Raw genomic sequence first — 24,973 nt, forward strand, 5'->3', positions numbered from 1 at the left:
TAATATGCGTTGGAAATGGGGCTATGTTTTGTTGTTGCCGTTATTGGTGATGTTAAGCGGATGTCAAAAAAAGGTGACAGTTAAAACGCCAACCCAGGCACCAACCGCTTTTGCGACATCAAGTCAGTATGCGACGCAAACTGATCAAAGGCATCGGCAACAACTTATCGCTTTTATAAAAAAAGGGTTGTTGACTAAGCAGGGTATTTACACTAACTATCGTGATACAAAGAAACGGACAACAGGTGCTGCGACTGGTCATGAACTGTTAAGCGAATCATCGGGCATGTGGTTGCAGTATCTAGCGACAACAAAACAATGGAAAAAATTTCAAAGGTTTTATCGAGTCACAAAGAAGACGTTCGATGATCATGGTCAATTTAGCTATCGCTACGATCCACGTACTAAGAAGCGGCATACCGTTAATGCCACGTTAGATGATTTACGGATTATTCGGGCGTTACTCGCGTATGATCAGATGCATCAGACCAAAACGTACCGTCGTGAAGCGACTCAACGGTATCAAACATTAGTGAACACAAGTATTAAAGATGGTCATCTTGTTAATTATTATGATACACATACGAAAAAGGCAACGACGACTGGTAGTCTGGCGTATTTTGATTTAAAGACGTTAGCTTACTTTGAAAAAGGAACCAAAAAAGGTCGTGCTAACTATCGTAAACAGTTAACAGTTGTGCAAGGTGGTTATTTAGGTGATGTCTTTCCACTGTATGCTGCAAGTTATCAATGGACGACTAGTAAGTATAGCAGTGCTAGCTTGAATACGTCAGAAGCCCTGACGACGCTGCTGCATTTAGCAGAAGTTGGTAAATTAAAAGCGACTAGTCGGCGTTGGTTAGTTCAACGATTACAGCAACATAACTTGGAAAATGGCTATACCACGACTGGGACCGTTAGTGTAGGTGGTGAGTCAGCTGCTAATTATGCATTAGCCGCCATGATCTTTGCGGCGATTAAAGATCAGGCCCACTATCAATTGGCGATGAAGGATGTCTGGCGTTTGCAAGTCACCAAATCATCAGCAGCAATTGTTGGTGGCATTGGCGATGCTAAGACTGACCAGGCCTATTCGTATAATAACTTGACGGCCTTAAATGCCGCATTGAAATAAGATTAAGGTGGGATAGAGTTGCCAAAGCTAAAACAAGCATATTTTCGTGCGATTAAGGTTTTTAAAAGAATCTTGCCGCCGCCATTACTAGCCATGTTAATATGTGCGGGATTAGCGGGTTATTTAATCTTTATTCCGCCCATTAATGGTTTGGCGGATAATGGGGATTTTTACCGAGCCATGTACAGTAACGGCATTTATAAATTACTTGGGACGCATTATAGCTATTTTAGTTATGTTACGCAGCATTTTGGCTTAATGCAGTACTACAATGAAAATCAGTCAGTAATCTTTTCATCACAACCATGGTTTGTACATTTAGCCGTTTTTTTTAATAAAATTTTTTATAGTAAAACGGTTTTTGATTTACGGTTTATGGGATTGGTTAATTATGTCCTCTATTTAGGCGCGATTTATCTTTTAACGGATGCGTTAACCTTTCCGTCAAAACGGCTACGTAACTATTTAATTGCGGCGTTGGTGGTCTTTGTATTTGGGGACTCATCGTTCACCTTGTATTTCAATTCTTTTTTTGCGGAGCCGCAGATGTTGAGTTTAACGATGTATTCATTTGCCTCATTTATCCTTTTGGCAAGGCAACGTTACCAGCATCGGTGGCCACTGTTACTCTTGTTTGCGATCAGTACATTAGTTTTGATTGCTAGCAAATCGCAGAATGCACCGTTAGCGTTGAGCTTTACGGTGGTCGCGTTAGGGTTATTATTTTTACCGCACTTTCAGGCACAACGACTCTATATTTTTGCCGGAATTGGTGTGTTATTAGTTACTGGTGTTTTAACATATAAGTTAATTGGAAAAGATTTTGCTTACGTTAATCAGTATCAAGCCTTTTCACATGGGGTTTTAACCCAAACTGGTGATCCTAGTAAAGCCTTGGCTAAGAATGGGATTGATGAACAATATGCTTTGATGAAAGACCAGGATTATTATGCCAAACAATTCGCGACGATTCAACCGTCACAAAGTTATGTGGAAAAGAACTTACTTTCTAAATACGGCTTTGGTTGGATTGTGAAGTATTATTTGCAGCATCCAAAGCAGTTTGGCAAGTTAATGGATTTAGCCGCAGCTGATGTCATGATCACGCAAACAAAGGCGGTCGGGGATTATACCAAAGCCTCGGGGGCTTCACCTGGCAAACAGCTCACCTTCTTTACGGGTTACAGTTCGATCGCTGGCGCATTCTTTCCACAAAAGTTTGCCTTTAATTGTTTGTTAGCAGTGGCGCTGGTCATGGTTTATGCGGTTGGCTTTTATAATGATTTAAAACATGGTGAAATTGAGGGTGTTTTAAAGTTTTTCCAAGTAACGGGGTTATTAACCATTTTCATTTTTGTACCGATTATTGCGATTGTCGGTGATGGGGATGCCGATTTAGCTAAGCATATTTTTATGGCCCCCGTTAGCCTCGATTTGATCTTTGTCCTGTTTGTCTCGGATATCTTAAATCATCGCCTCTGGCATGCTTATCATGAAGGGGGGCCAACCACGTGAAGTTAAAAACATTGTGGCGTTGGGGACTGCTGATCGTGGCCTTGTTTAGTTTTTGGTATTGGGGTCAGCCATCGTCAGTTGAAGCAGCGACAAGCAAAGTTTTATTAGTCTATGATTCTCAAAATGTGGCCCAAAATGATCAAACTAAAATTGCTGCTGTTCAGCGCTTGTTAACGAGCGTGGGTGTACGAGTGACAACCAAAGCGGCAGCTGATTATCGGGCCGGTACGTTAAAACATTATCAAGGTGTCATTACGATGATTAACTGGCCCCAGACGGACCTAAATAATGCGGATTTTGTACGTGATCGTCAGCGATTCAAGGGTATTCGGTTGCATATTGGTCAAAATTTAACGGCGGCAGAAGCGCAAGGCCTACAGGCAAAGCGACAAAAGTTATATCATCAACAATTTACCTTGCAGAATAAAAGTGGATCACGTCATCAGTTATTGGCTTTTAGTGAGACAATGACGACGTTAACGCAATTACCAGCCAAGGCGCAAACGATTGGTTGGTTGAAAAGTCAATCGGTGACCAAAAAGACGTATCCGTATGGCACGATTGTTGGTAATCAAGGCTATTTGCCTTACTTTTCAGCTGGTGGCTATAGTTTTGTATTAGCGGCACAAACGATTGCACAATTATTTGGTAAAGTCGGGCATTATCAACCGTTATTGACGATTACGAAAGTGACACCATATTCAAATATGGCGGTTCTAGATCGATTGAGTCGTTATTTATATCAGCAAAGTATACCATTTGCCATTAGTACGACGACCGTTGGATCCAATGTACACTTTAAGGCTTATCAACGTTTTGCACGGGTCTTACGTAATATTGAGAATCGTGGTGGCGTCGTTTTTCTAAAGACACCAGCGGTTGGTGGGGTAACGGCCAGTAGTGGCAAAGAATTAGCAACATTAATGGATAACTATTTGATTCAATTTGCGCAAAACCAAGTTTTTCCAGTCGGTATTAGTACATCTGGTTATTGGAATCAAGATCAAGTTTATCGTCAGTACGCGTTAACCAAAGCCGATCATATTCTACTGTTGCCTAATCCAGCTAGTCCGGTATATGCCAAGCAAGATAATCAGGCAACGACTTTTAAGCAGGCCATTTATGGATTGAATGCCACTTCGTTAGAAACCGTAAGGCAAGGGTCAGCATTAGGGAAATTAGCGGATGATTTCCCAGTGCCAACAGCAGTGACGTTCACGATGCCAAACAGTCAACGTAGTTTGAACAATTTGAAGCGACGACTTAGTCAATTGAATTATCAGTGGTTTAATCCGGCTACTGAAGGCACGGCAACTAAAATTGTGAGTGGCACGGCAACTTTTCAGTATCGAAATGGCACTTATTTTCTTAACGGTCAAGCCACTACGATAACAGCGACACAGCCACATACTAAAACGTTGGCGGCGGTGAAACCAGAAGAACTTTGGGTTAATCGCTTCTTTAAAATGCAAGGAACAGTCTTACTAATCTTTTTTGCCATTACTTTTGGTGTCTTTGTCCTGTTTATCTTCTTAGGACGACGTGTCTACGTGAATATGTTTAAGCGAAAATGAGTTAGGAGGGTCTAGCTATCACTATTTTAGATGGGTTCTTGTTTGTGGCTATTTTGGCAATTTGGGGGATTTTGGTTGTCAATGTGGTCCTAACAATTGCGGGTTACGTCAATTATTTACAAAAGGCTCGACGACCAGAACCGGTGTTGCCAGCCGAAGTACCATTTGTCAGTATCATGGTACCGGCTCATAATGAAGGGATCGTCATTGTCAAAACGCTCCAGTCGTTATTGAATTTTGATTATCCACATGATCGCTATGAGATTATTGTGATTAATGATAACTCTGATGACAATTCGGCAGAATTATTGGCTAGGGTACAAACTTTATACCCGCAACGTAATTTAGAAGTGATTAATACGGATAAAGTAACGGGGGGCAAGGGAAAGTCTAATGCGTTAAATATTGGACTTAAACGTGCTAAAGGATCAATCATTTCAATCTATGACGCTGATAACACGCCACAAGCGAGTGCGTTACGGTATTTGGTTGCCGAATTAATGAGTGATGATCACTTGGCAGCGGTTATCGGCAAATTTCGAACTCGTAATAAAAATGCCTCATTGTTAACTCGTTTTATTAACATCGAAACGTTATCTTTTCAATGGATGGCGCAAGCTGGTCGTGAGCGGCTATTTAAGTTATGTACGATTCCTGGGACCAATTACGTTATCCGGCGGGATATTTTAGAGAAAATTGGTGGCTGGGACGTTAAAGCGCTAGCCGAAGACACCGAAATTAGTTTTCGCGTGTATCGTATGGGGTATCGGATTCGGTTCCAACCGTTAGCGGTGACTTGGGAACAAGAACCGCAAACTTTGGATGTGTGGTTTCATCAACGTACACGTTGGGTTAAAGGCAATATTTATGTCATTCTAAAGAATGCCCGGCTAATGTTTACCAAAACGGGGCGGCCGATTCGATTTGATCTATTGTACTTTTTAGCCATTTATTTCCTATTAATGACCTCGCTGATATTGTCGGATACAATGTTTGTGTTATCAGTAGCTGGTGTGGCACATTCGGATCTAATCGGGTTTAGTAATGCACTATGGTTAATGGCCGTCTTGACGTTTGTGATCAGCACCTTTGTCACAATTACGACGGAAAAAGGTGAAATGACCATTGCAAATTTTATGATCATTATCTTTATGTATTTAGTTTATAGTCAAATGTGGTTAGCGGTAGCGGCACATGGAATGGTGGGATATATACGTGAGCAAGTTTTTCATCAACAAGCCAAATGGTACAAAACGAAACGGTATCAGTAAATGGCTCATTTTAATAATTAGTTTTGGATTATTGAGTGGATTTTGGGCAACGATAGATCCGACAATTCCAATTGTGGGGCAGGCTAAGACAACACAGTCGAAATCCAAACAGACTAAGAAAAAGTCTAGTTCAGCATTAAAGTCATACACGCAAGCTTTTCAAAATTCCACGACAACCTTATCGGGAACGTCGGTTGAAGCTAATATGTATTTTATCAAAATGGATTATTGGCAAGTCAAGCAAGCAACGTTGAATTTAAACTTTCAGATTTCACAACTGGCTAATCGGGCAACTTCAGATATTACGTTGTCGTTGAATGGGACCAAGTTTTACTCGTTTCGACCTAAAAATCGTACCGGGTTACAAACTAAAGCGATTAAGGTGCCATTGCGGTTGATTCAGGGCGAAAATCAATTGACGATTAGTGGTCAAATTTTAAATAAGGCTGGCAGCAAAGACTATCGATTGGCGCAAACACCGGCTAATTGGTTAACGATTTATGACGGCGCTAACGTCAATTTCCAATATATTTTGAAGCCACCGACGACGGCGATTAAGTCGTTTTATGCGCATTTTTCGGGAACGGATACGATTGCCTATCAAAACTCATACATTACGGTGCCACAAGCGGCTAGTAACGCAGAGTTGACGGCAGCCATGTATGCCTTGTCCGGTGAAGCACGGACAATCACGACCGAAAATTCACAAATTCAGGTGACTACTTATCAAGATAAAGCCGCACAAGCTGCAGATTATCAAATGGTGATAGGGACTTATGATCACTTGCCGGCCCGGTTTAAAAAATTATTATCGAAGCAACAGTTGCAACAAAATGCCGTTATAAAAACAGTCTACCAGGGTGACAAGCATTATTTGATTGTTAGTGCGAAAACGGGCAGTCTATTAAAGAAGGCTAGTCGCTTCATTGCTAACCAAGAATTGATGCAAGAAACCCGTTCTAGTACGGAACTAGTGAGCGATCAGACCCGGACTTATACATCATCGCTTCAGTATGATGGCAGTTATCAACTGACAAGTAGTGATGATACCTTGACGGGAGCTAAACATCAGTCTAGTACGTACTTTGTGAGTTTACCGGTTGATCGAACGAATGCGAATGGCTCACAAATTCGAGTTCATTTCCGTTATTCAAAAAATTTGAATTTTAAACGATCATTAGCGACAGTTTCAATTAATGGCAGTCCATTAGGCAGTAAAAAGTTGAGTGCTGCGCATGCGGATAATGATTCCTTAACGGTCGATCTACCAAAAGGTAAGGCCCTTGGTAATAGTTTTACAATTCAAGTCGCGTTTGATCTCGAAATGCACGACCAGACTAGTTCGGATAACGCGCAAACCCCATGGGCGACGATTGAATCTGACTCGAAGGCTTATATTAAGTCCAAGCCAGTGAGTGATTTATTATTGACGAATTATCCAAACTTATTCTTAAAGAACAATACGTTCAATAATATTGCCGTTGTCCGGCCAGCCAAGTTAACCAAGTACGATTATCAAACGATGTCGAATATCTTTAACCTGATTGGCAACTACGCCCAAAGTAATACCGGGAACGTGCAGTTTTATACGAAAACGCCTAGTAAGTCAGTGCTGAAGCAGAGTAATGTGATTGCGTTTGGGACGCCCCAGCAAAATGCGTTTATCAAAAGTTTAAACAACAAGCTCTACTTTAAGTTTGGTGCTGGTGATAAGGGCTTCGTTTCCAATGAAAAATTGAGTATTGAACATCAATACGGGCAAAATATTGGGACGGTTCAGTTGTTAAGATCACCTTATAATGCCCGTTCCGGGTTACTCGTCTTAACGGCGGGCAAATCGAGCGATGTTTATCGGGCGTCAACCCAAATTAATTTTCAACGTAATATTGAACAATATAAAGGCGATGCGATTGTCGTGGATCATGATAATAATCACTACAACTATCGCTTTAAGAAGCATAAATCAGTCGATGATCAGGCTAATATTAAAACGGTGCTCAGTAATAATTCTCAACTCGTGATTTATTTGGCCATTGCAATTGCCATTTTGATCTTAATTGCGTTTGCGGCTTTCTTAGTCTTACGTAAAAACGGGTTGATGAGTCGAAAGGGGCGACGGCATGAATGATGATCAACGGTCAGCGGTGATGGCTGACATCTATTTATTGTTGTTTTTGGCACTCTTTAGTGTGACGGCGATTTTAATGACGTTGACAGCTAACCTAACGTTAAATACCATCTATTTGGGGTTAACGTTAGTGATGATCTTGATGACGTACTTCTTTGGTGCAATCACTGGCTTAACTGCCAATTTGATTTTTATCTTTTTACAAGCGATCGTGATGATTTATATCAACACGACCCACCATGCCACGATTCCAATGATCATGATCTTTTGGCTGGTGATGCCGTTACTTTTATCAGCGACATTTTATGGGATGACGCGTCATCTAACCCAATTACAAGTCGCTAACGCGAAGTTACGTGGCGATATCATGAAGCGTGGGGCCTTTGATGAACGGACCGATCTACGGACGACGGTGGCTTATATTCAAGATGCCCAAGTGTTCATTGAAACGAATCGACGGTTCCAATTGCCAGTGACGACGGTGATTATTCGGATTCGCTACTTTAATGAAATCAAGCGGATGATGAATGAGCAACAGTTTTCAGACTTATTGCGATTAACGTCTGATACGATTGCATCAACAACCCGGGATAATGATATTACGTATTCGCTAGATCAAGATAATCCTACTTGGGCGGTGTTGCTTTTTTCCGATACGCCAGGGGCTCAAATCGCGGCTAACCGGTTAAAGTCGGCATTTGATAAACGCTTAAAAGAATCGGTCAGTTTAAATTCGCTAGAAATTTTGCTGGTTGTCGGGATTGCGAGTTGGGATGCCGATAAGATGAAGAGTCCATACGACTTGATGAATACCGGGATTAAAGAAACTGAGTACGACGTTGCTCGTTAAAAGTACTTTTTTCAGTTGTGTACAAAACAAGTTAGTCGACAAATGTAAATTTTCGGGGTATATTAAGCGACATAGGAATTTAAGGCAGTTAGTGAAAGGGGCTTTTTAGACATGGCAAAGCGTTACGACGTGATTATTATTGGTGCGGGTCCTGCAGGGATGACGGCTGCGTTATACGCATCTCGCGCTAATTTATCAGTATTAATGTTAGATCGCGGGATTTATGGTGGTCAGATGAACAACACCGCCGCAATTGAAAACTATCCAGGGTTTAAATCCATTTTAGGACCAGACCTGGCTAAGGATATGTATGAATCTTCAACTCAATTTGGGGCTGAATATGCATATGGGAGCGTTGAATCAGTTGAAGATCAAGGCGATATTAAGATCGTCAAAACGGATTCTGATACGTTTGAAACAAAAGCAATTGTGATTGGAACTGGGTCTGAATATCGTAAACTTGGCGTTACTGGCGAAGAAACTTACGGTGGTCGGGGTGTTTCCTACTGTGCAGTTTGTGATGGGGCATTCTTCCGTAACAAGCACGTCGTTGTCGTTGGTGGTGGTGATTCAGCCATTGAAGAAGGGACTTACTTAACCCAATTAGCGGCTAAGGTAACGGTTATTCATCGGCGTGATCAACTCCGGGCGCAACAGATCTTACAAGATCGGGCTTTTGCAAACGATAAGATGGAATTTGTCTGGAACAGCAACGTGACGGAAATTGTCGGTGACGACAAGAAGGTTACTGCAGTGAAGGTCAATAACAACCAGACTGGTGAAGATACTGAAATTCCAGTTGATGGTGTCTTTATCTATGTCGGTATCAACCCAATTACGAAGCCATTCACTAATCTTGGGATTACGGATGAAAATGGTTGGATCGAAACGAATGATCATATGGAAACCAAAGTTCCCGGCATCTTTGCGATCGGTGACGTGCGTAAGAAAGACTTACGTCAAGTTGCGACCGCTGTTGGTGAAGGTGGCACGGCTGGTCAACAAGTTTATAGTTATATTACTGCATTGGGCGATAAAGCCCGCGTGTAAGGAAAAAAGATTCCCGACAGTTTTGTCGAGAATCTTTTTTAGTGTTGATAAGGAAATAATAGCAGTTGTTTATTCGTATAAGTGGCCAAATAAATCTCGCTAATCTCGTAATGTTTGGCAGCCAATTGGGCCATTAACCAGGCCTCGTCATGGTCGCTGGTTTCTAGGGCGTCCAAATTTAATTGGCCATCAACAATCAGCGGGTACTTAATCGAATCATCACCGACTTGAGTGATGGTTAGTTGGCCATTTTGTTCAAGCACGGCCCGTTTGACGTAACGAATGTCAGTGATCCCTTCAGTTCGTAAACGAAAGGCTAAATCATTGGCACTGAGGCCGTTTTTTAAAGCCGTATTGACTAGTAATTCACCATTTTTAATGAGTAGCTGGGGCTTACCATCAATGAGTTGTTTCAAGTAATGGTTATGATGGGTTAAGAAACGCAAGACCAGCACTAAGACAGTCCAGATTAAGAGCACTAAGATGTACTGGAGTACCGTCACACTGGTACTATAAATCATGCCCCCAACGATGGCCCCGAGTACGTAGTTTTGCACTTGATCTAACGCGCTGATTGGCGCGAGGTTACTCTTACCTGATAAATTGATTTGTAAAATAATGGTTAACAAGCCTAAAGCAAGCTTGATGGTGACGTCCCAATAAGAAAACATCGTTTACTCACTCCCGTACGTATTTGATTGGTTGATTAATTGGGGTGGCTTTGGTTAATGTATAACTATTGCCGTCTGGGTTAATGGTGACATTATAGATGTGACCAGCGACTGAAATCAGCATGCCGTTATTAACCGAGGCTGTATTGGACCAAACTTGCGATGGCTTAACCCCTTTGTCCTTAGCGACGCGTTGCATAATTTGTGTCACTTGGGATTTTTGTGAAAACGTGGACTGTAAAGTTTGCCATTCATTCACTTGAATCCCAACCAGCAGTAGCAGAACTAAAACCATGATGATGAATAAGTCGCGGTATTTTAAATCCGTTTTATGCCGATACCAGAGCCAACTGAGTAACGCGATGATCAAAATGATGATACTGATGACCGTCAGCTGGATGAGCAAATGATTGCTATTCTGATTGGTTAAATAAGTGTAAGCGTAAAAAGTCATCGACAATCCCCTCCATAAATTATATTATAACAAGATTCGGTGTTGTGGTAAGGAACCCTAGACTTAGATCGGTTAAGTTACTCAATTAATCAACGTAAATTTTAGTAAGGATTCGATGACAAAAGCTATTTTTTCAGTAAAATTTACTTGGCTAATGAATGACATGTTGTATACTGTGATTGTAAGCACTAACAATTATACGAATGGGGATGGCCTATTTTGAATTGGAAAGAAAACTATAACACTTGGAACGCGCAAACAACGCTCGAACCGAGTTTAAAAAAAGAATTAACCACCTTAGCTGGTGATGATGAAACCTTGGAAGATGCCTTCTATCAACCAATGGAATTTGGGACAGCCGGGATGCGTGGACTATTAGGACCTGGTATCAACCGGATGAACATTTATACGGTACGCCAAGCAACTGAAGGCTTAGCACGTTTTATGGATACGCTAGATGCCGATGTTAAAGCACGTGGGGTAGCGATTAGTTTTGACTCTCGTCATCATTCCGAGGACTTTGCCCATGAATCAGCGCGGGTTTTAGGCGAACATGGCATTAAGTCGTTTGTCTTTGAAAGCTTACGGCCAACACCAGAACTATCATTTACGGTACGGCACTTACACACCTATGCCGGGATCATGATTACGGCGAGTCATAACCCTAAGCAATATAATGGTTACAAGATTTATGGTGAAGATGGTGGTCAAATGCCACCTAAGGAATCTGACATGATTACGTCATACATTCGTAAGGTCACTGACTTGTTCGCCATTAAAGTCGCTGACGAAGCGGCCTTATTAGCTGATGGCACGATGAAGATTATTGGCGATGACGTCGACCAAGATTACTTAGCCAAGGTTAAAACAGTCACTATCAACCAAAAATTAATCGACGAAACTGGTAAGGACATGAAGCTGGTCTTCACGCCATTACACGGAACTGGTCGGATGTTAGGCGAAAAAGCCTTACGTAACGCCGGCTTTGAACACTTTAGTGTGGTTAAAGAACAAGCGGTTGCTGACCCTGAATTCTCAACGGTTAAATTCCCGAACCCTGAATTTCCAGCGGCCTTCAAGATGGCGATTGATTTAGGGAAAAAGGAAGGCGCTGATGTTTTAATCGCGGTCGATCCTGATGCTGACCGGTTGGGGACAGCGGTGCGGCAACCTGATGGCGAATACGTCTTGTTGACCGGGAACCAAATTGCGGCGGTCTTATTACACTACATCTTACAAGCCAACAAAGACGCCGGGACGTTGCCAGCCAATGCAGCAGCTGTGAAGTCGATTGTCTCTAGTGAATTTGCAACCAAGGTGGCAGCTTCATACAACGTTAAGATGATCAATGTCTTGACTGGATTTAAGTATATCGCCGAACAAATTGAACATTTTGAAGCGTCTGGTGATCATACTTACATGTTTGGGTTTGAAGAAAGCTATGGCTACTTAATCAAACCATTCGTGCATGATAAGGATGCCATTCAAACGACGGTCTTATTGGCTGAAGTGGCAGCTTACTACAAGCATCAAGGCAAGAATTTATATGACGGCTTACAAGAATTATTTGCTGAATATGGGTATTTCCGTGAAAATACGACTTCTGAAGAATTTGACGGTGTTGGCGGTAGCGACAAGATTGCGGCGCTAATGACGAAGTTCCGTGAAGAAGCGCCAACGAGTTTCAACGGTTTCGATATTGTGGCCACTGAAGATTTCCAAACACAAGTAGAAACCTTCGCCGATGGTCATACGGAAACAATTGCGTTACCACAAGCCAATGTATTGAAGTACAAATTAAGCGATGGGACTTGGATTGCGATTCGTCCATCTGGGACAGAACCTAAGATCAAGTTCTACATCGGGACGCTTGGTGACTCATTGGATCAAGCCAATAGCAAGTTAGCTCAATTCGAAAAAGCTTTACAAGATTTTATTAAAGCCTAAATTGATTGTAAAAAAAGACGCCTAAGTGGGCGTCTTTTTTGATGGGGTATTAAAGGTTAAACTTAACGTTTTTGCTGACTAGTTAAGTTAATAGTCGTTAGGATCAGCACTCAACGGCTGATAATCATCCATCTGACTATCACGATAATCCCACCATTCATTTTCATAACCGATGAAGCCAGCTTGATGCATAGCCTGATCGAGGATTTGATAATTAGCGTCTTGTTGTGTGGCTCGTGTTGCTTGGCGATGGGCTTGCGGTGAAAAGTCATCAAAAGCGGTTGGCATGAGACAATCATGACCAGCCATATCGGTTAACGTTAAATCTAAAGTTACCCCTTTTTGATGGCTAAAATTAGGATCGGGTGGGGCCACAAAGTTGGGATCAGGGTAGACGTCAAAAAGACGTTTTTGTGCACTTACTGGTCGATACGCATCCCAAATCTTAAGTCGATAACCTTGTGCCTGGACTAACGCACTCGCTTGAGCCAGCTTTTGAGCGGTGCCGGTGCGAACGATGGCGGTTGTGAAGTCATAAATGACTTGATGAGTGAAATTATTAGTCGTGGCATACCGCAAGTCGACGAGGATCATTGGGTCTAGTGTTTGTACATTAGTAAAACCAGTTAGATCTTTGGGTAACATGGGGATAACCTCCTTTAAATGGCACTTTGTTAAAGTGGCTTTTTAGCAATTATTGTTGATCTAATAAGTGTTCATCGGAAACTTGCCGCCTTACCGTTCGCCCACATTGAGCCGGAACGCTGTGGGTGGACCGGTTCAGCCAAAAAGCGGTCTGAACCGTCGTTTTGAACCGCAAAAATCCGCGTTTCAAAAGCGCCGAGCTCTAAGCGATAAATCGCTAAGAGCTTCCCACGGCTGGGCTCAATGTGGACTCGCTCTCGGCTATTATAGCGATTACTAGATCGATCCGTATTCGCAAATTAGCCGGAATCAGGTAGTGGTGGCGCCGGCCGTGAAAACATCGTTAGTCCGGATGATTTTACCGGACTTTACGATGTGGACGACTTTTGAGACTAGTGGTTTTGACTAGGCTTAAAAGCGAGGTGGAAGCCTTTACTGTGGCTGGAACCGGTCCCCACAGCCGGCAGAATCACTGGCTGACGGAGGTGGCCAATTTAGCCTAGTACTGATATGAGTTCTACCACCATATTTAACTTTCAACCTCTAGTTACTTTTCTTTTATTGTACGTAATTGATACAAATTTGTCTGATGAGATGACTTGGGGAACCTTTAACTAGACATTTAGTTAACAAGCTTGGTAAGATAGCAGCATTGTGGTTTAAAAAATTCGGAGAAGGTGAAGTTCATGACGCGTCAAACCAAGCGGGCTATTTTTATTTTAGTTTTTAGTGAGTTTCTAGTTTGTTTAGGCATTAGTCTGGTTATTCCAGTGATGCCGTTTATTAAGAATGAGTTGCACTTAACGGCAACCGATATGGGGATTATGAACGCCTTGTTTGCGTTGGCGCAGTTTGTGGCTTCGCCAATTATTGGGCGTTTATCGGATAAAATTGGTCGAAAACCAGTGTTAGCAACGGGCTTGTTTTTATACATGGTTTCTGAAGTATTATTCGCCTTAACTAATCAATTGTGGGTCTTTAATATTTCGCGGTTAGTCGGTGGGGTGTCGGCTGCTATGGTCGTACCAACGGCGATGGCTTTGGCTTCTGATATCACGACTAAACGGCAACGGGCTAAAGTTATCGGCTGGTTATCAGCAGCGTTTAGTGGTGGCTTGATCTTAGGCCCTGGGATTGGGGGCATCTTGGCAGGGATTAGTTATAAAACGCCATTTTGGGTAGCTGGGGCGTTAGGCTTAATTAGTGCGATTGTTTTAATTGTCCTATTACCGAGTGATAAAGATGTTTTGGCTGCTTCAGATTTGGAACCGGCAGCTGATGCCCAAGAGCCAGCTCATCATCCGATGTCACGAGCCTTTTGGACGGTCCCAATTATTATTTTATTTACGATGATCTTAGTCTCATCGTTTGGATTACAAGGCTTTGAAAGTATTTATAGTATTTATGTTAATGAAGTCTTCCACTTTAGTTTGAGTAACATTGCGTTAGTCTTGACCTTAAACGGGTTGATTTCACTTTTTCTACAAGTGGCACTATTCGATACGATGGTTCAACGCTGGGGTGAACGGCATGTGATTCGATTCTGCTTTGCGGCAGCCGCAATCTGTACGATTTGGATCACGCAAGCTCATACGAAGTGGGAAGTGATTGTGGCCACCTTAGTGATTTTCTCAGCATTTGATTTATTACGGCCAGCGATTACAACCTTGTTGACGAAAGCTAGTGCAAGCAATCAAGGCCTGATTAATGGGTTGAACATGTCACTCACGAGTGTTGGGAACATTGTTGGCCCGATTATGTCAGGGATGCTACTTGATATGAACTACCACTATCCTTATTTAGTGGTTGCTGGATTCTTGATTGTGTCTTATTTAATGGCATTCATGTTACGTTATCCAGGCCAGAAACCGGCGAATAATTAACAAAACGCGACGTTACCTGCGGGTGACGCCGCGTTTTGCTTGCAACGAGAATGGGTCTTTGCTAGAATTAATCAAATTTAGGTCAAAATGACGGGAGGTTGATCGCATGGGGATGCATCAATATTTACAAAGCTTAAGCAATTTAGAAACGATTCAACGGGCACCGGGATTTTTCAAATATCAAAATCATTCGGTAGCGGCGCACTCTTTTAAAGTGGCAGAAGTCGCACAGTTTTTAGGCGATGTCGAAGCGCATAGTGGGCAAACCGTTAATTGGCGGGCGTTATATGAAAAAGCATTGAATCACGATTATAATGAGCGGTTTATTGGTGATATTAAGACACCGGTAAAATATGCCACACCGTCCTTGCGATCAATGCTGGCCGATGTCGAGCAAAAATTGTCGCAAAATTTTGTTGAAAATGAAATTCCAACCGAATTTCAGGCCGATTATTTACGGCGGTTATCTGAAGGTAAGGATGAGACCCTGGAAGGGCAAATTCTCTCAGTTGCGGATAAAGTGGATTTGTTATATGAGTCTTTTGGTGAGATTCAAAAAGGAAATCCGGAGTCAGTTTACACGGATATCTATCGTGAAAGTTTACGGACTATTGTGAGTTTCAAACAGTTAGCCAGCGTGCAGTACTTCTTAAAGGAAGTCTTACCAGAAATGTTGGCTGAGTCATTTATGAATCAAGATAAATTACAAGCATTGACGAAACGAATTCTGAGTGACAATTCGCAATCCGTTTAATGGCGAAAGTATGTTCGATGTGCTAAAATGAATAGCGGTTTTGTAGTTGATAGGGAAGCAAGCAGCTTGCCTATTTTTTGTTGAGCAGCGTGAATAGAAACGCTGATAAATAAGTAAAAAGAGCACCTTGAAGGAGGAGTTACCTTGATTGATCGGGTTGATAATAATCGGTTTGACTTAGTTTCAGACTACCAGCCAACGGGGGATCAACCGAAAGCGATTGAACAGCTGACGGCAGGCCTCAATGCTGGCGAAAAAGAACAGATCTTAATGGGGGCAACGGGGACTGGGAAAACCTTTACGATTTCCAATGTCATTGCCCAAGTGAATAAACCGACGTTGATTTTGTCACATAATAAGACGTTAGCCGGCCAATTATACGGCGAATTTAAGAAATTCTTCCCGAATAATGCGGTGGAATATTTTGTGAGTTATTACGATTATTATCAACCCGAAGCGTATGTGCCTTCGAGTGATACCTATATTGAAAAAGATTCTGCAATCAATGATGAAATCGATAAACTCCGACATTCAGCGACCAGTTCGTTATTGGAACGTAATGATGTCATTGTCGTTGCTTCTGTTTCCAGTATTTTTGGTTTAGGGGATCCGCACGAGTATCAAGATCATGTGGTTTCTCTACGTGTTGGGATGGAATTAGAACGCAATGACTTGTTACGGCGATTAGTGGATATTCAATTCGATCGTAACGATATTGATTTCCAACGAGGCCGGTTCCGAGTGCATGGTGATATCGTTGAAATTTTTCCAGCTTCACGTGATGATCATGCCTTGCGCGTGGAATTTTTTGGTGACGAAATCGATCGAATTCGTGAAATCGACGCGTTAACGGGTGAAGTTGTTGGCGATCGTGATCATGTGGCGATTTTCCCAGCGACTCACTTTATGACTAATGATGACATCATGGAACACGCCATCAATGGGATTGAGCATGAAATGGAAGATCAATTGGCTAAGTTCACCAAGGAAGGCAAACTACTTGAAGCCCAACGCCTCAAGCAACGAACTACTTACGATATTGAAATGTTGCGGGAAATGGGGTATACCAGTGGAATTGAAAACTATTCGCGTTTTATGGATGGTCGAAAACCTGGTGAACCACCTTATACGTTACTCGATTTCTTCCCGAAAGATTTCTTAATGGTCGTCGATGAATCACATGTAACGATGCCACAAGTTCGTGGGATGTATAACGGTGACCGGGCGCGGAAACAAATGTTAGTGGATTATGGTTTCCGGTTGCCAAGTGCCTTAGACAACCGACCATTAAAGCTTGAAGAAGTCGAACAACACATTAATCAAGTGGTTTACATGTCAGCGACACCAGGTCCTTACGAAATGGATCGGACCAAGCATGTGATTCAACAGATTATTCGACCAACTGGCTTGCTTGATCCAACCATTGATGTGCGGCCGATTATGGGTCAAATTGATGATTTAGTTGGCGAGATTAATCAGCGAATTGAACGCGATGAACGAGTCTTTGTCACCACGTTAACTAAGAAAATGGCCGAAGATTTAACGGATTACATGAAAGACCTCGGTATCAAAGTTCGTTACTTGCATAGTGATATCAAGACATTGGAACGGACCAAGATTATTCGTGACTTGCGACTAGGTAAATTCGACGTCTTAGTCGGGATTAACTTGTTGCGGGAAGGGATCGATGTACCGGAAGTGTCATTAGTGGCGATTTTGGACGCGGATAAGGAAGGCTTTTTACGTAACGAACGGTCATTGATTCAGACGATTGGTCGGGCAGCCCGAAACGAAAACGGGGCGGTCATCATGTATGCTGACCACACAACAGATTCAATGCAGGCTGCGATCGATGAAACGGCGCGTCGGCGTCAGATTCAGGAACAATATAATATCGATCATCATATGACGCCACATACGATTAAGAAGTCAATTCCAGATCTGATTGCGTCAACGAAGACCACCGAAGATACTGGGAAGCAAGATGACTTCTTAGAAACTGACTTTGATGACATGACACACGAACAACAATTAGATATGATTAGTAAACTTGAAGAACAGATGAAGACAGCGGCGAAGAAGTTGGACTTCGAACAAGCCGCAACCTTACGGGATACCGTAATGGAATTGAAAGCACAGATCAGCTAGGAGGTCTTTCTTTGGCGAATGATAAGATTGTGATTCATGGCGCGCGCGCCCATAATTTAAAGAATATTGATGTGACGATTCCACGAAATAAGTTGGTCGTCATTACGGGACTATCAGGTTCTGGGAAGAGTTCATTGGCATTTGATACCTTATATGCCGAAGGACAACGTCGCTACGTGGAGAGTTTATCGGCCTATGCACGCCAATTCTTAGGCCAAATGCAAAAGCCAGATGTCGATTCAATTGATGGGCTGAGTCCCGCGATTTCAATTGATCAAAAGACGACCTCTAAGAACCCCCGTTCAACAGTTGGGACCGTCACTGAAATTAACGATTATTTGCGGTTGCTTTGGGCGCGGGTCGGCAAGCCGATTTGTCCTAATGATGGGACCCCGATTGCGAGTCAGACGGTTGAACAGATGGTTGATCGCGTTCAGAAGTTACCTGAACGCACGAAGTTGCAAATCTTGTCACCAATTGTCCGTCAAAAAAAGGGCGAACATAAGAAAGTCTTTGACAAGATTAAGCGTGAAGGTTTTGTCCGGGTTCGAGTTGACGGTGAGATTCATGACATCAGTGAAACGTTCGATCTTAACAAGAACCAACAACACACGATTGAAATTGTCATTGACCGAATTGTGATTAAACCTGGCGATCGCTCACGGTTGTTTGATTCGTTTGAAGCGGCGTTGCGGTTGAGTGGTGGTTATGCCATTGCTGATGTTATTGGTGGTGAACCAATTCTGTTTTCTGAACACTATGCTTGTCCAGTCTGCGGATTTACTGTGGGTGAACTAGAACCACGGTTGTTTTCATTCAATGCCCCACAAGGCGCTTGTCCTGATTGTGAAGGCTTAGGGATGAAGTTGGAAGTGGATGAAGACTTAGTGGTGCCTGATCCAAGCATGACATTAGCTGAGGGGGCTTTAGCCCCATGGAACCCAATCAGTTCCCAATATTATCCTGAATTATTGAAACAAGCCTGTAAACAATTAAAGATTCCGATGGATGTGCCATTTGAAGATTTATCAAAAGCTGATCAACAAACGATTCTATATGGCTCTAAAGGCAAAGAATTCCACTTCCATTATCAAAATGACTTTGGCGGTGTGCGTGATGTTGATGCCGTTTTTGAAGGGGTGATCAACAATGTTGATCGTCGTTACCGGGAAACCAATAGTGATTTCACGCGCGATGTGATGCGGAAGTATATGACTGAACTGACTTGCCAAACGTGTCATGGGTTCCGATTAAATCGCAGGGCCTTGTCCGTTAAAGTAGCTGGTGAACACATCGGCACGATTTCTGATGAAGCTATCGGTGACGAATTGGCGTTCTTTGACCAACTCACCTTATCTGATCAAGATTTAGTCATTGCCCAACCGATCTTAAAGGAAATTCGTGATCGTTTAACCTTCTTACAAAACGTGGGGTTAGCCTATTTGACCTTAAGTCGAGCTGCACGGACGTTATCTGGTGGGGAAGCCCAACGAATTCGATTAGCTACCCAAATTGGGTCTAATCTATCGGGTGTGCTCTACATTTTGGATGAACCGTCAATTGGGTTACACCAACGGGATAATGATCGGTTGATCGACTCATTGAAGAAGATGCGTGATCTTGGGAACACCTTGATTGTCGTGGAACATGATGAAGATACGATGCGGGCGGCGGACTACATTATTGATATTGGGCCGGGCGCTGGTGAAAATGGTGGTGAAGTCATGGCTGCCGGGACACCAAAACAAGTGGCACGATCACGTAAATCATTGACCGGTCAATATTTGGCTGGTAAACGATTCATTCCGGTCCCAACTGAACGGCGAGCGGGTAATGGCAAGAAGATTCGGATTACCGGTGCGGCTGAAAATAACCTCAAGCAAATTGATGTCGACTTCCCATTGGGTGAATTTGTCGTCGTAACTGGGGTTTCAGGTTCTGGTAAATCAACGTTAGTGAATGATATTTTAAAGCGTGCCTTAGCTCAAAAATTGAACCGAAATTCTGAAAAACCAGGTAAATATAAGTCAATTAGTGGGGTTAAGAATATTGAACGCCTCGTCAATATTGATCAAAGTCCAATCGGGCGGACGCCACGGAGTAATCCGGCAACTTATACTGGCGTCTTTGATAATATTCGGGACCTATTTGCCCAAACCAATGAAGCTAAGTTACGTGGATATCAAAAGGGTCGGTTTAGTTTTAACATCAAGGGTGGCCGCTGTGAGGCCTGTCATGGTGATGGGATCTTAAAGATCGAAATGAACTTCTTACCGGATGTTTTTGTGCCATGTGAAGTTTGTCATGGGCAACAATACAATTCCGAAACATTGGAAGTTGAATACAAAGGCAAAAATATTGCGGATGTTTTGAAGATGACGGCGTCAGAAGCCGTGAAATTCTTCGAACCAATTCCTAAGATTCGACGCAAACTACAAACGTTAGTTGATGTTGGTCTAGGCTATGTCAAATTAGGCCAACCTGCGACAACTTTATCTGGTGGGGAAGCCCAACGGATGAAGCTAGCTTCCGAATTACACAAACAACAATCTGGGAAGAATTTCTATATTCTAGATGAACCGACGACTGGGTTGCATAGTGAAGATATTCGGCGGTTAATCGGTGTGTTGGAACGGTTAGTGGATGCCGGTAATACGGTCTTGATCATTGAACACAATTTAGACGTTGTGAAATCAGCGGATCACCTGATCGACTTAGGTCCTGAAGGTGGTGCTGGCGGTGGGACCGTCTTGGCAACTGGGACGCCAGAAGAATTAGCAGCGGTACCAGAAAGCTATACCGGTCAGTATTTAAAGGCCGTTTTAGACCGGGATACAGCGCGGATGGCGGCTGCTACGACCAAATAATGCTTAATTGTGCTACACTGAAGTGGTTAAGATTAATTCATAGAGGAGTGTTTTTGGAATGGCAAAAGTTGAAAGTTTTACTTTAGATCATACAAAAGTTTTGGCACCTTATGTACGTAAAATCACGGTGGAACATGGCCCACAAGGCGATGCAATCACTAATTTTGATTTACGGTTAGTCCAACCAAACAAGACGGCGATTGATACCGCTGGCTTGCATACCATTGAACATATGTTAGCTGGGTTATTACGTGACCGGATGAGCGGTGTGATTGACTGTTCACCATTTGGTTGCCGGACTGGCTTCCATTTGATTACTTGGGGTGAACACAGCACTGAAGAAGTGGCTAAAGCTTTGAAGTCATCACTTGAATTTATCGCGGGACCTGCTGAATGGTCAGACGTTCAAGGAACCACGATTGATAGTTGTGGGAACTACAAAGATCACTCTTTGTTCTCAGCTAAAGAATGGGCTAAGCTCATCTTATCTGAAGGCATTTCTTCTGATCCATTTGTCCGCAAAGTTGTGGAATAACTCATTAAAATTGTCTAAGCAAAGTGGACTGGCCTCTCGGCTGGTCCACTTTTTTTGTGGCCTATTTTAGAGATTAAAAGTTAAGTATAGTGGTAAAAGCCGTACTAGTATTGGTTTGAGTTAGGCTAAATTAACCACCTACGTCAGCCAGTGATTCTGCCAGCTGTGGGACCGGCTCCAGCCAAAGTGCGGGCTTCCACCTCGCTTTTAAGCCTAGCTAAACCCGCTAGTCTTAAAAGTCGTCCACATCGTAAAGTCCGGGAAAATCACCGGAATAACGATGTCGTCACGGCCGGCGCCATCACTGGCTGACTCCGGTTATCATGCGGATGCTAGTTAATTAGCAATCACCATCATAACCGAGAGTGAGCTCACATTGAGCCCAGCCGTGGGAGTCTCTTAGTAGAGACTGGCGTTTTTGAAACACGGGTTTAGTGGTTCAAAACGACGGTTCAGACCGCATTTTGGCTGAACCGGTCCGCCCACAGCGTTCCGGCTCAATGTGGGCGAACGGTAGGTGGCAAGTATCACTATTTTTGATCGATGAACACTTATTATATTAGTGATTATTGCTAAGACGTAACGTTTAACTGTTAGTGACAAAAATGAGGAGAAAAATACAATCAGCACTGTATAAATGTATAAAAATCCATTAATTAAGTGAATATTTGAAAAATAACGAATATTTTATAAAAATCATTGCATAAAGTTAAAACCGGTGGTACGATACTGTCATCGAATCAAACATGATTAAATTTTGGAGGTATACATCAATGGTCAAACAAAATGATAAAATTATTCTCGCTTATTCTGGTGGCTTAGATACGTCGGTTGCAATTAGCTGGTTAAAGGACAAGGGTTACGATGTGGTCGCTTGTGGAATCGATGTTGGTGAAGGCAAAGATATGGATGCCATTAAGGCTAAAGCCTTACAATTAGGCGCCGTTGCATCTTACATGATCGACGCAAAACAAGAATTCGCTGAAGAATATGCGTTAATCGCTTTACAAGGACATACCTTGTATGAAGGTGAATATCCATTAGTTTCAGCTTTATCACGGCCATTGATTGCTAAGAAGCTAGTAACGTTGGCAAAGAAAGAACATGCCGTTGCCATTGCGCATGGTTGTACTGGTAAAGGGAACGATCAAGTGCGTTTCGAAGTGGCTATTCATGCTTTGGCACCTGATATCAAGATTGAAGCCCCAGTTCGTGACTGGCACTGGTCACGGGAAGAAGAAATTGACTACGCTAAAGAACACAATATTCCCGTACCGATTAACTTGGATAGCCCATACTCCATTGACGAAAACTTATGGGGCCGGGCCAACGAATGTGGGATTTTGGAAGACCCATGGGAAGGTGCGCCAGCCGATGCTTTTGATCGAACCAAAGCTTTAGCTGATACCCCTGATACGCCAACAACGTTAGAAATTACGTTTGAAGCTGGTGTGCCAGTTGCGTTAGACGGCGAATCCATGAACTTAGCTGACCTGATTATCAAGTTAGATAAAATTGCTGGTGAACATGGAATTGGCCGGATTGACCATATCGAAAACCGGTTAGTCGGGATCAAGTCTCGTGAAGTTTATGAAGCGCCAGCGGCAACGGTCTTACTCAAAGCACATAAAGATTTGGAAGACTTAACCTTTGAACGTGAATTGGCTCATTTCAAACCAATTATTGAACAAAAATTAGCTGACACGATCTACAATGGTCTTTGGTTCTCACCATTGATGGATGCGATGATCGTCTTCTTGAAGCAAACCCAACAAGTCGTTAACGGCGTGGTTCGGGTTCAACTCTTCAAGGGTAACGTCATTACTGAAGGTCGGAAGTCACCAAATTCCTTATACGACAAGAACTTGGCTACTTATACTGCTGCTGATGAATTTGATCAACAAGCTGCGGTTGGCTTCATCAAGTTATGGGGTCTCCCAACGCAAGTTAATGCCCAAGTTCAAGCAAAGGCGCAAGCCGAAGCTAAAGCCAACAAGGCGCATGCCTAATGAGTACCGGTAAATTATGGGGTGGTCGGTTTACCGAAACCGGCGCCAAGTACGTAGATGAGTTCGGGGCTTCGATTGGTTTTGACCAATTATTGGCTGCTGAAGATATTACTGGCTCATTGGCGCACGTTAAGATGCTTAAGAAGACCGGCATTTTACCCGCTGAAGATGTGGATAAAATTGTTGCGGGCCTTGAAACTTTGGAACAACGGTTACAAGCTGGTAAACTTGAATTTTCCACAGTTAATGAAGATATTCATATGAATATTGAATCGTTGTTAACTGATGAAATCGGTCCAGTGGCGGGTAAATTGCATACGGCTCGGTCACGAAATGATCAGGTTGCCACTGATTTTCACTTGTATATGAAGCATCAATTGCCAAAAGTTTTGGATCGATTACATGATTTGGAAACTGTTTTGGTGCATAAGGCGAGTGAAAACGTGGAAACGGTCATGCCTGGGTATACCCATTTACAACATGCACAACCCATTTCTTACGCGCACTATTTATTGGCTTACTACCAAATGTTTAAGCGTGACATGGAACGGTTTGAATTCAATATGCAACACACCGATATCTCGCCATTGGGTGCGGCGGCCTTAGCTGGGACAACGTTCCCCATTGATCGGGAATATAGTGCCGAATTACTCGGATTTAGTCAGGTTTATCACAATAGTTTGGATGCCGTTTCTGATCGTGATTTCGTTTTAGAATTTTTGAGCAATGCCTCGATTTTGATGATGCATCTCTCACGGTTCTGCGAAGAAATCGTCTCATGGAGTAGCTATGAATTTAAGTACATCAGCTTGAGTGATCAATTCTCAACGGGAAGCTCGATCATGCCACAAAAGAAAAATCCTGATATGGCAGAGCTCATCCGTGGAAAGTCTGGCCGGGTTTATGGCAATCTAGTTGGCCTATTAACCGTCATGAAGGCCATTCCATTGGCTTATAACAAGGATTTGCAAGAAGATAAAGAAGGCGCGTTTGATACGGTTAATACCGTTTTAACTAGTCTCCATGTTTTCACAGGCATGTTAGCCAGTTTGACGGTCAATGAAGATCGAATGGCGGCAGCCACAACCAATGACTTCTCGAACGCGACTGAATTGGCTGACTACTTGGCTAATAAGGGGATTCCGTTCCGAGAAGCCCATGCGATTGTTGGTAAGTTAGTCCTTGAAGGTCTCCAAAAGAATCGACCACTACAAGATATTCCGTTAGCGGAGTATCAACAAATTTCACCGTTAATCGAAGACGATGTTTATCATGATCTCGATGCTAAAGTCGCTGTTGAACGGCGCCATTCCTTAGGTGGAACGGGCTTTGATCAAATTAAAGCCGAACTCAAACGGGCCCAAGCCCAGTTAGCTGCTTATCCGACTGACAAAAATTAATTAGTTATCAATTTGACCATTGATGAAATAGGATCCGGGGCCAACGTCTCGGATCCTATTTGTTTACCAAATTTGGATTGGAAACGGTTGCGCTATGACCACAAGCTTGGTATATTGAACTTACTAACGTTTGCTGA

General features: G+C 42.8%; 18 protein-coding genes. 15 read left to right on the forward strand and 3 right to left on the reverse strand.

All coding sequences use genetic code 11. From position 1 onward, the window contains the following. Positions 1-4 precede the first annotated feature (4 nt). The 7 genes from FFM84_RS08815 (at position 5) to trxB (ending at position 9,523) form a co-directional block, all read left to right on the forward strand. Entirely contained in the window at positions 5-1,135 is a 1,131-nt protein-coding gene (locus FFM84_RS08815; protein ID WP_130844902.1) for a glycosyl hydrolase family 8, read from the forward strand. Between the two features lie 18 nt (positions 1,136-1,153). Continuing rightward, a complete protein-coding gene (wsfD, locus tag FFM84_RS08820; RefSeq protein WP_130844903.1) occupies positions 1,154-2,650 on the forward strand; it encodes a glycan biosynthesis hexose transferase WsfD in 1,497 nt (498 codons plus the stop codon). Continuing rightward, the gene (locus FFM84_RS08825) at positions 2,647-4,224 is read left to right on the forward strand and encodes a hypothetical protein (RefSeq protein WP_130844904.1); all 1,578 of its coding nucleotides are present in this window, start codon (positions 2,647-2,649) and stop codon (positions 4,222-4,224) included. Before wsfD ends, FFM84_RS08825 begins: the two co-directional genes overlap by 4 nt. A 44-nt stretch (positions 4,225-4,268) precedes the next feature. Then, positions 4,269-5,495, forward strand: coding sequence for a glycosyltransferase family 2 protein (locus tag FFM84_RS08830; protein ID WP_371852223.1), 1,227 nt, complete (start codon positions 4,269-4,271; stop codon positions 5,493-5,495). Then, positions 5,434-7,623, forward strand: coding sequence for a cellulose biosynthesis cyclic di-GMP-binding regulatory protein BcsB (locus FFM84_RS08835; RefSeq protein ID WP_225425299.1), 2,190 nt, complete (start codon positions 5,434-5,436; stop codon positions 7,621-7,623). Before FFM84_RS08830 ends, FFM84_RS08835 begins: the two co-directional genes overlap by 62 nt. Then, the gene (locus FFM84_RS08840; RefSeq protein ID WP_130844907.1) at positions 7,616-8,473 is read left to right on the forward strand and encodes a diguanylate cyclase; all 858 of its coding nucleotides are present in this window, start codon (positions 7,616-7,618) and stop codon (positions 8,471-8,473) included. Before FFM84_RS08835 ends, FFM84_RS08840 begins: the two co-directional genes overlap by 8 nt. Positions 8,474-8,584: 111 nt before the next feature. Next, a complete protein-coding gene (gene trxB, locus FFM84_RS08845; protein WP_130844908.1) occupies positions 8,585-9,523 on the forward strand; it encodes a thioredoxin-disulfide reductase in 939 nt (312 codons plus the stop codon). A gap of 38 nt (positions 9,524-9,561) precedes the next feature. Here trxB and FFM84_RS08850 read toward each other — a convergent pair whose 3' ends face one another. Next, on the reverse strand, positions 9,562-10,194 hold the full coding sequence (locus tag FFM84_RS08850) for a DUF421 domain-containing protein (RefSeq protein ID WP_130844909.1): 633 nt from the start codon (positions 10,192-10,194) through the stop codon (positions 9,562-9,564). Positions 10,195-10,201: 7 nt separating this feature from the next. Beyond that, positions 10,202-10,648 carry a DUF3290 domain-containing protein gene (locus FFM84_RS08855; RefSeq protein ID WP_130844910.1) on the reverse strand — a complete coding sequence of 149 codons (447 nt, stop codon included), beginning with the start codon at positions 10,646-10,648 and terminating at the stop codon, positions 10,202-10,204. Positions 10,649-10,867: 219 nt separating this feature from the next. Between FFM84_RS08855 and FFM84_RS08860 the strand changes: the two genes are divergently transcribed. Then, positions 10,868-12,595, forward strand: a complete 1,728-nt coding sequence (locus FFM84_RS08860; RefSeq protein WP_130844911.1) for a phospho-sugar mutase — start codon at positions 10,868-10,870, stop codon at positions 12,593-12,595. 87 nt (positions 12,596-12,682) lie between these two features. On the opposite strand, the gene FFM84_RS08865 is transcribed toward FFM84_RS08860, so the two are convergent. Next, complete coding sequence (locus tag FFM84_RS08865) at positions 12,683-13,240, reverse strand: M15 family metallopeptidase (protein ID WP_130844912.1); 558 nt, start codon at positions 13,238-13,240, stop codon at positions 12,683-12,685. Positions 13,241-13,926: 686 nt separating this feature from the next. Between FFM84_RS08865 and FFM84_RS08870 the strand changes: the two genes are divergently transcribed. From FFM84_RS08870 to argH, 7 genes are all read left to right on the forward strand, one after another. Then, positions 13,927-15,123, forward strand: coding sequence for an MFS transporter (locus FFM84_RS08870; protein ID WP_130844913.1), 1,197 nt, complete (start codon positions 13,927-13,929; stop codon positions 15,121-15,123). A gap of 106 nt (positions 15,124-15,229) precedes the next feature. Continuing rightward, positions 15,230-15,877: a YfbR-like 5'-deoxynucleotidase gene (locus FFM84_RS08875; RefSeq protein WP_130844914.1), complete on the forward strand. Its 648-nt coding sequence runs from the start codon at positions 15,230-15,232 to the stop codon at positions 15,875-15,877. Between the two features lie 144 nt (positions 15,878-16,021). Continuing rightward, the gene (uvrB, locus tag FFM84_RS08880) at positions 16,022-18,025 is read left to right on the forward strand and encodes an excinuclease ABC subunit UvrB (RefSeq protein ID WP_130844915.1); all 2,004 of its coding nucleotides are present in this window, start codon (positions 16,022-16,024) and stop codon (positions 18,023-18,025) included. 11 nt (positions 18,026-18,036) lie between these two features. Continuing rightward, complete coding sequence (gene uvrA, locus FFM84_RS08885; RefSeq protein WP_130844916.1) at positions 18,037-20,892, forward strand: excinuclease ABC subunit UvrA; 2,856 nt, start codon at positions 18,037-18,039, stop codon at positions 20,890-20,892. Between the two features lie 58 nt (positions 20,893-20,950). Continuing rightward, positions 20,951-21,427, forward strand: a complete 477-nt coding sequence (locus tag FFM84_RS08890) for an S-ribosylhomocysteine lyase (protein WP_130844917.1) — start codon at positions 20,951-20,953, stop codon at positions 21,425-21,427. A 773-nt stretch (positions 21,428-22,200) separates the two neighbouring features. Continuing rightward, positions 22,201-23,436 carry an argininosuccinate synthase gene (locus FFM84_RS08895; protein WP_130844918.1) on the forward strand — a complete coding sequence of 412 codons (1,236 nt, stop codon included), beginning with the start codon at positions 22,201-22,203 and terminating at the stop codon, positions 23,434-23,436. Beyond that, a complete protein-coding gene (gene argH, locus FFM84_RS08900; RefSeq protein ID WP_130844919.1) occupies positions 23,436-24,836 on the forward strand; it encodes an argininosuccinate lyase in 1,401 nt (466 codons plus the stop codon). Before FFM84_RS08895 ends, argH begins: the two co-directional genes overlap by 1 nt. Positions 24,837-24,973 lie beyond the last annotated feature (137 nt).

This window comes from Lactiplantibacillus mudanjiangensis (assembly GCF_005405385.1).
In the GTDB taxonomy this organism is placed as follows: Bacteria; Bacillota; Bacilli; order Lactobacillales; family Lactobacillaceae; genus Lactiplantibacillus; species Lactiplantibacillus mudanjiangensis.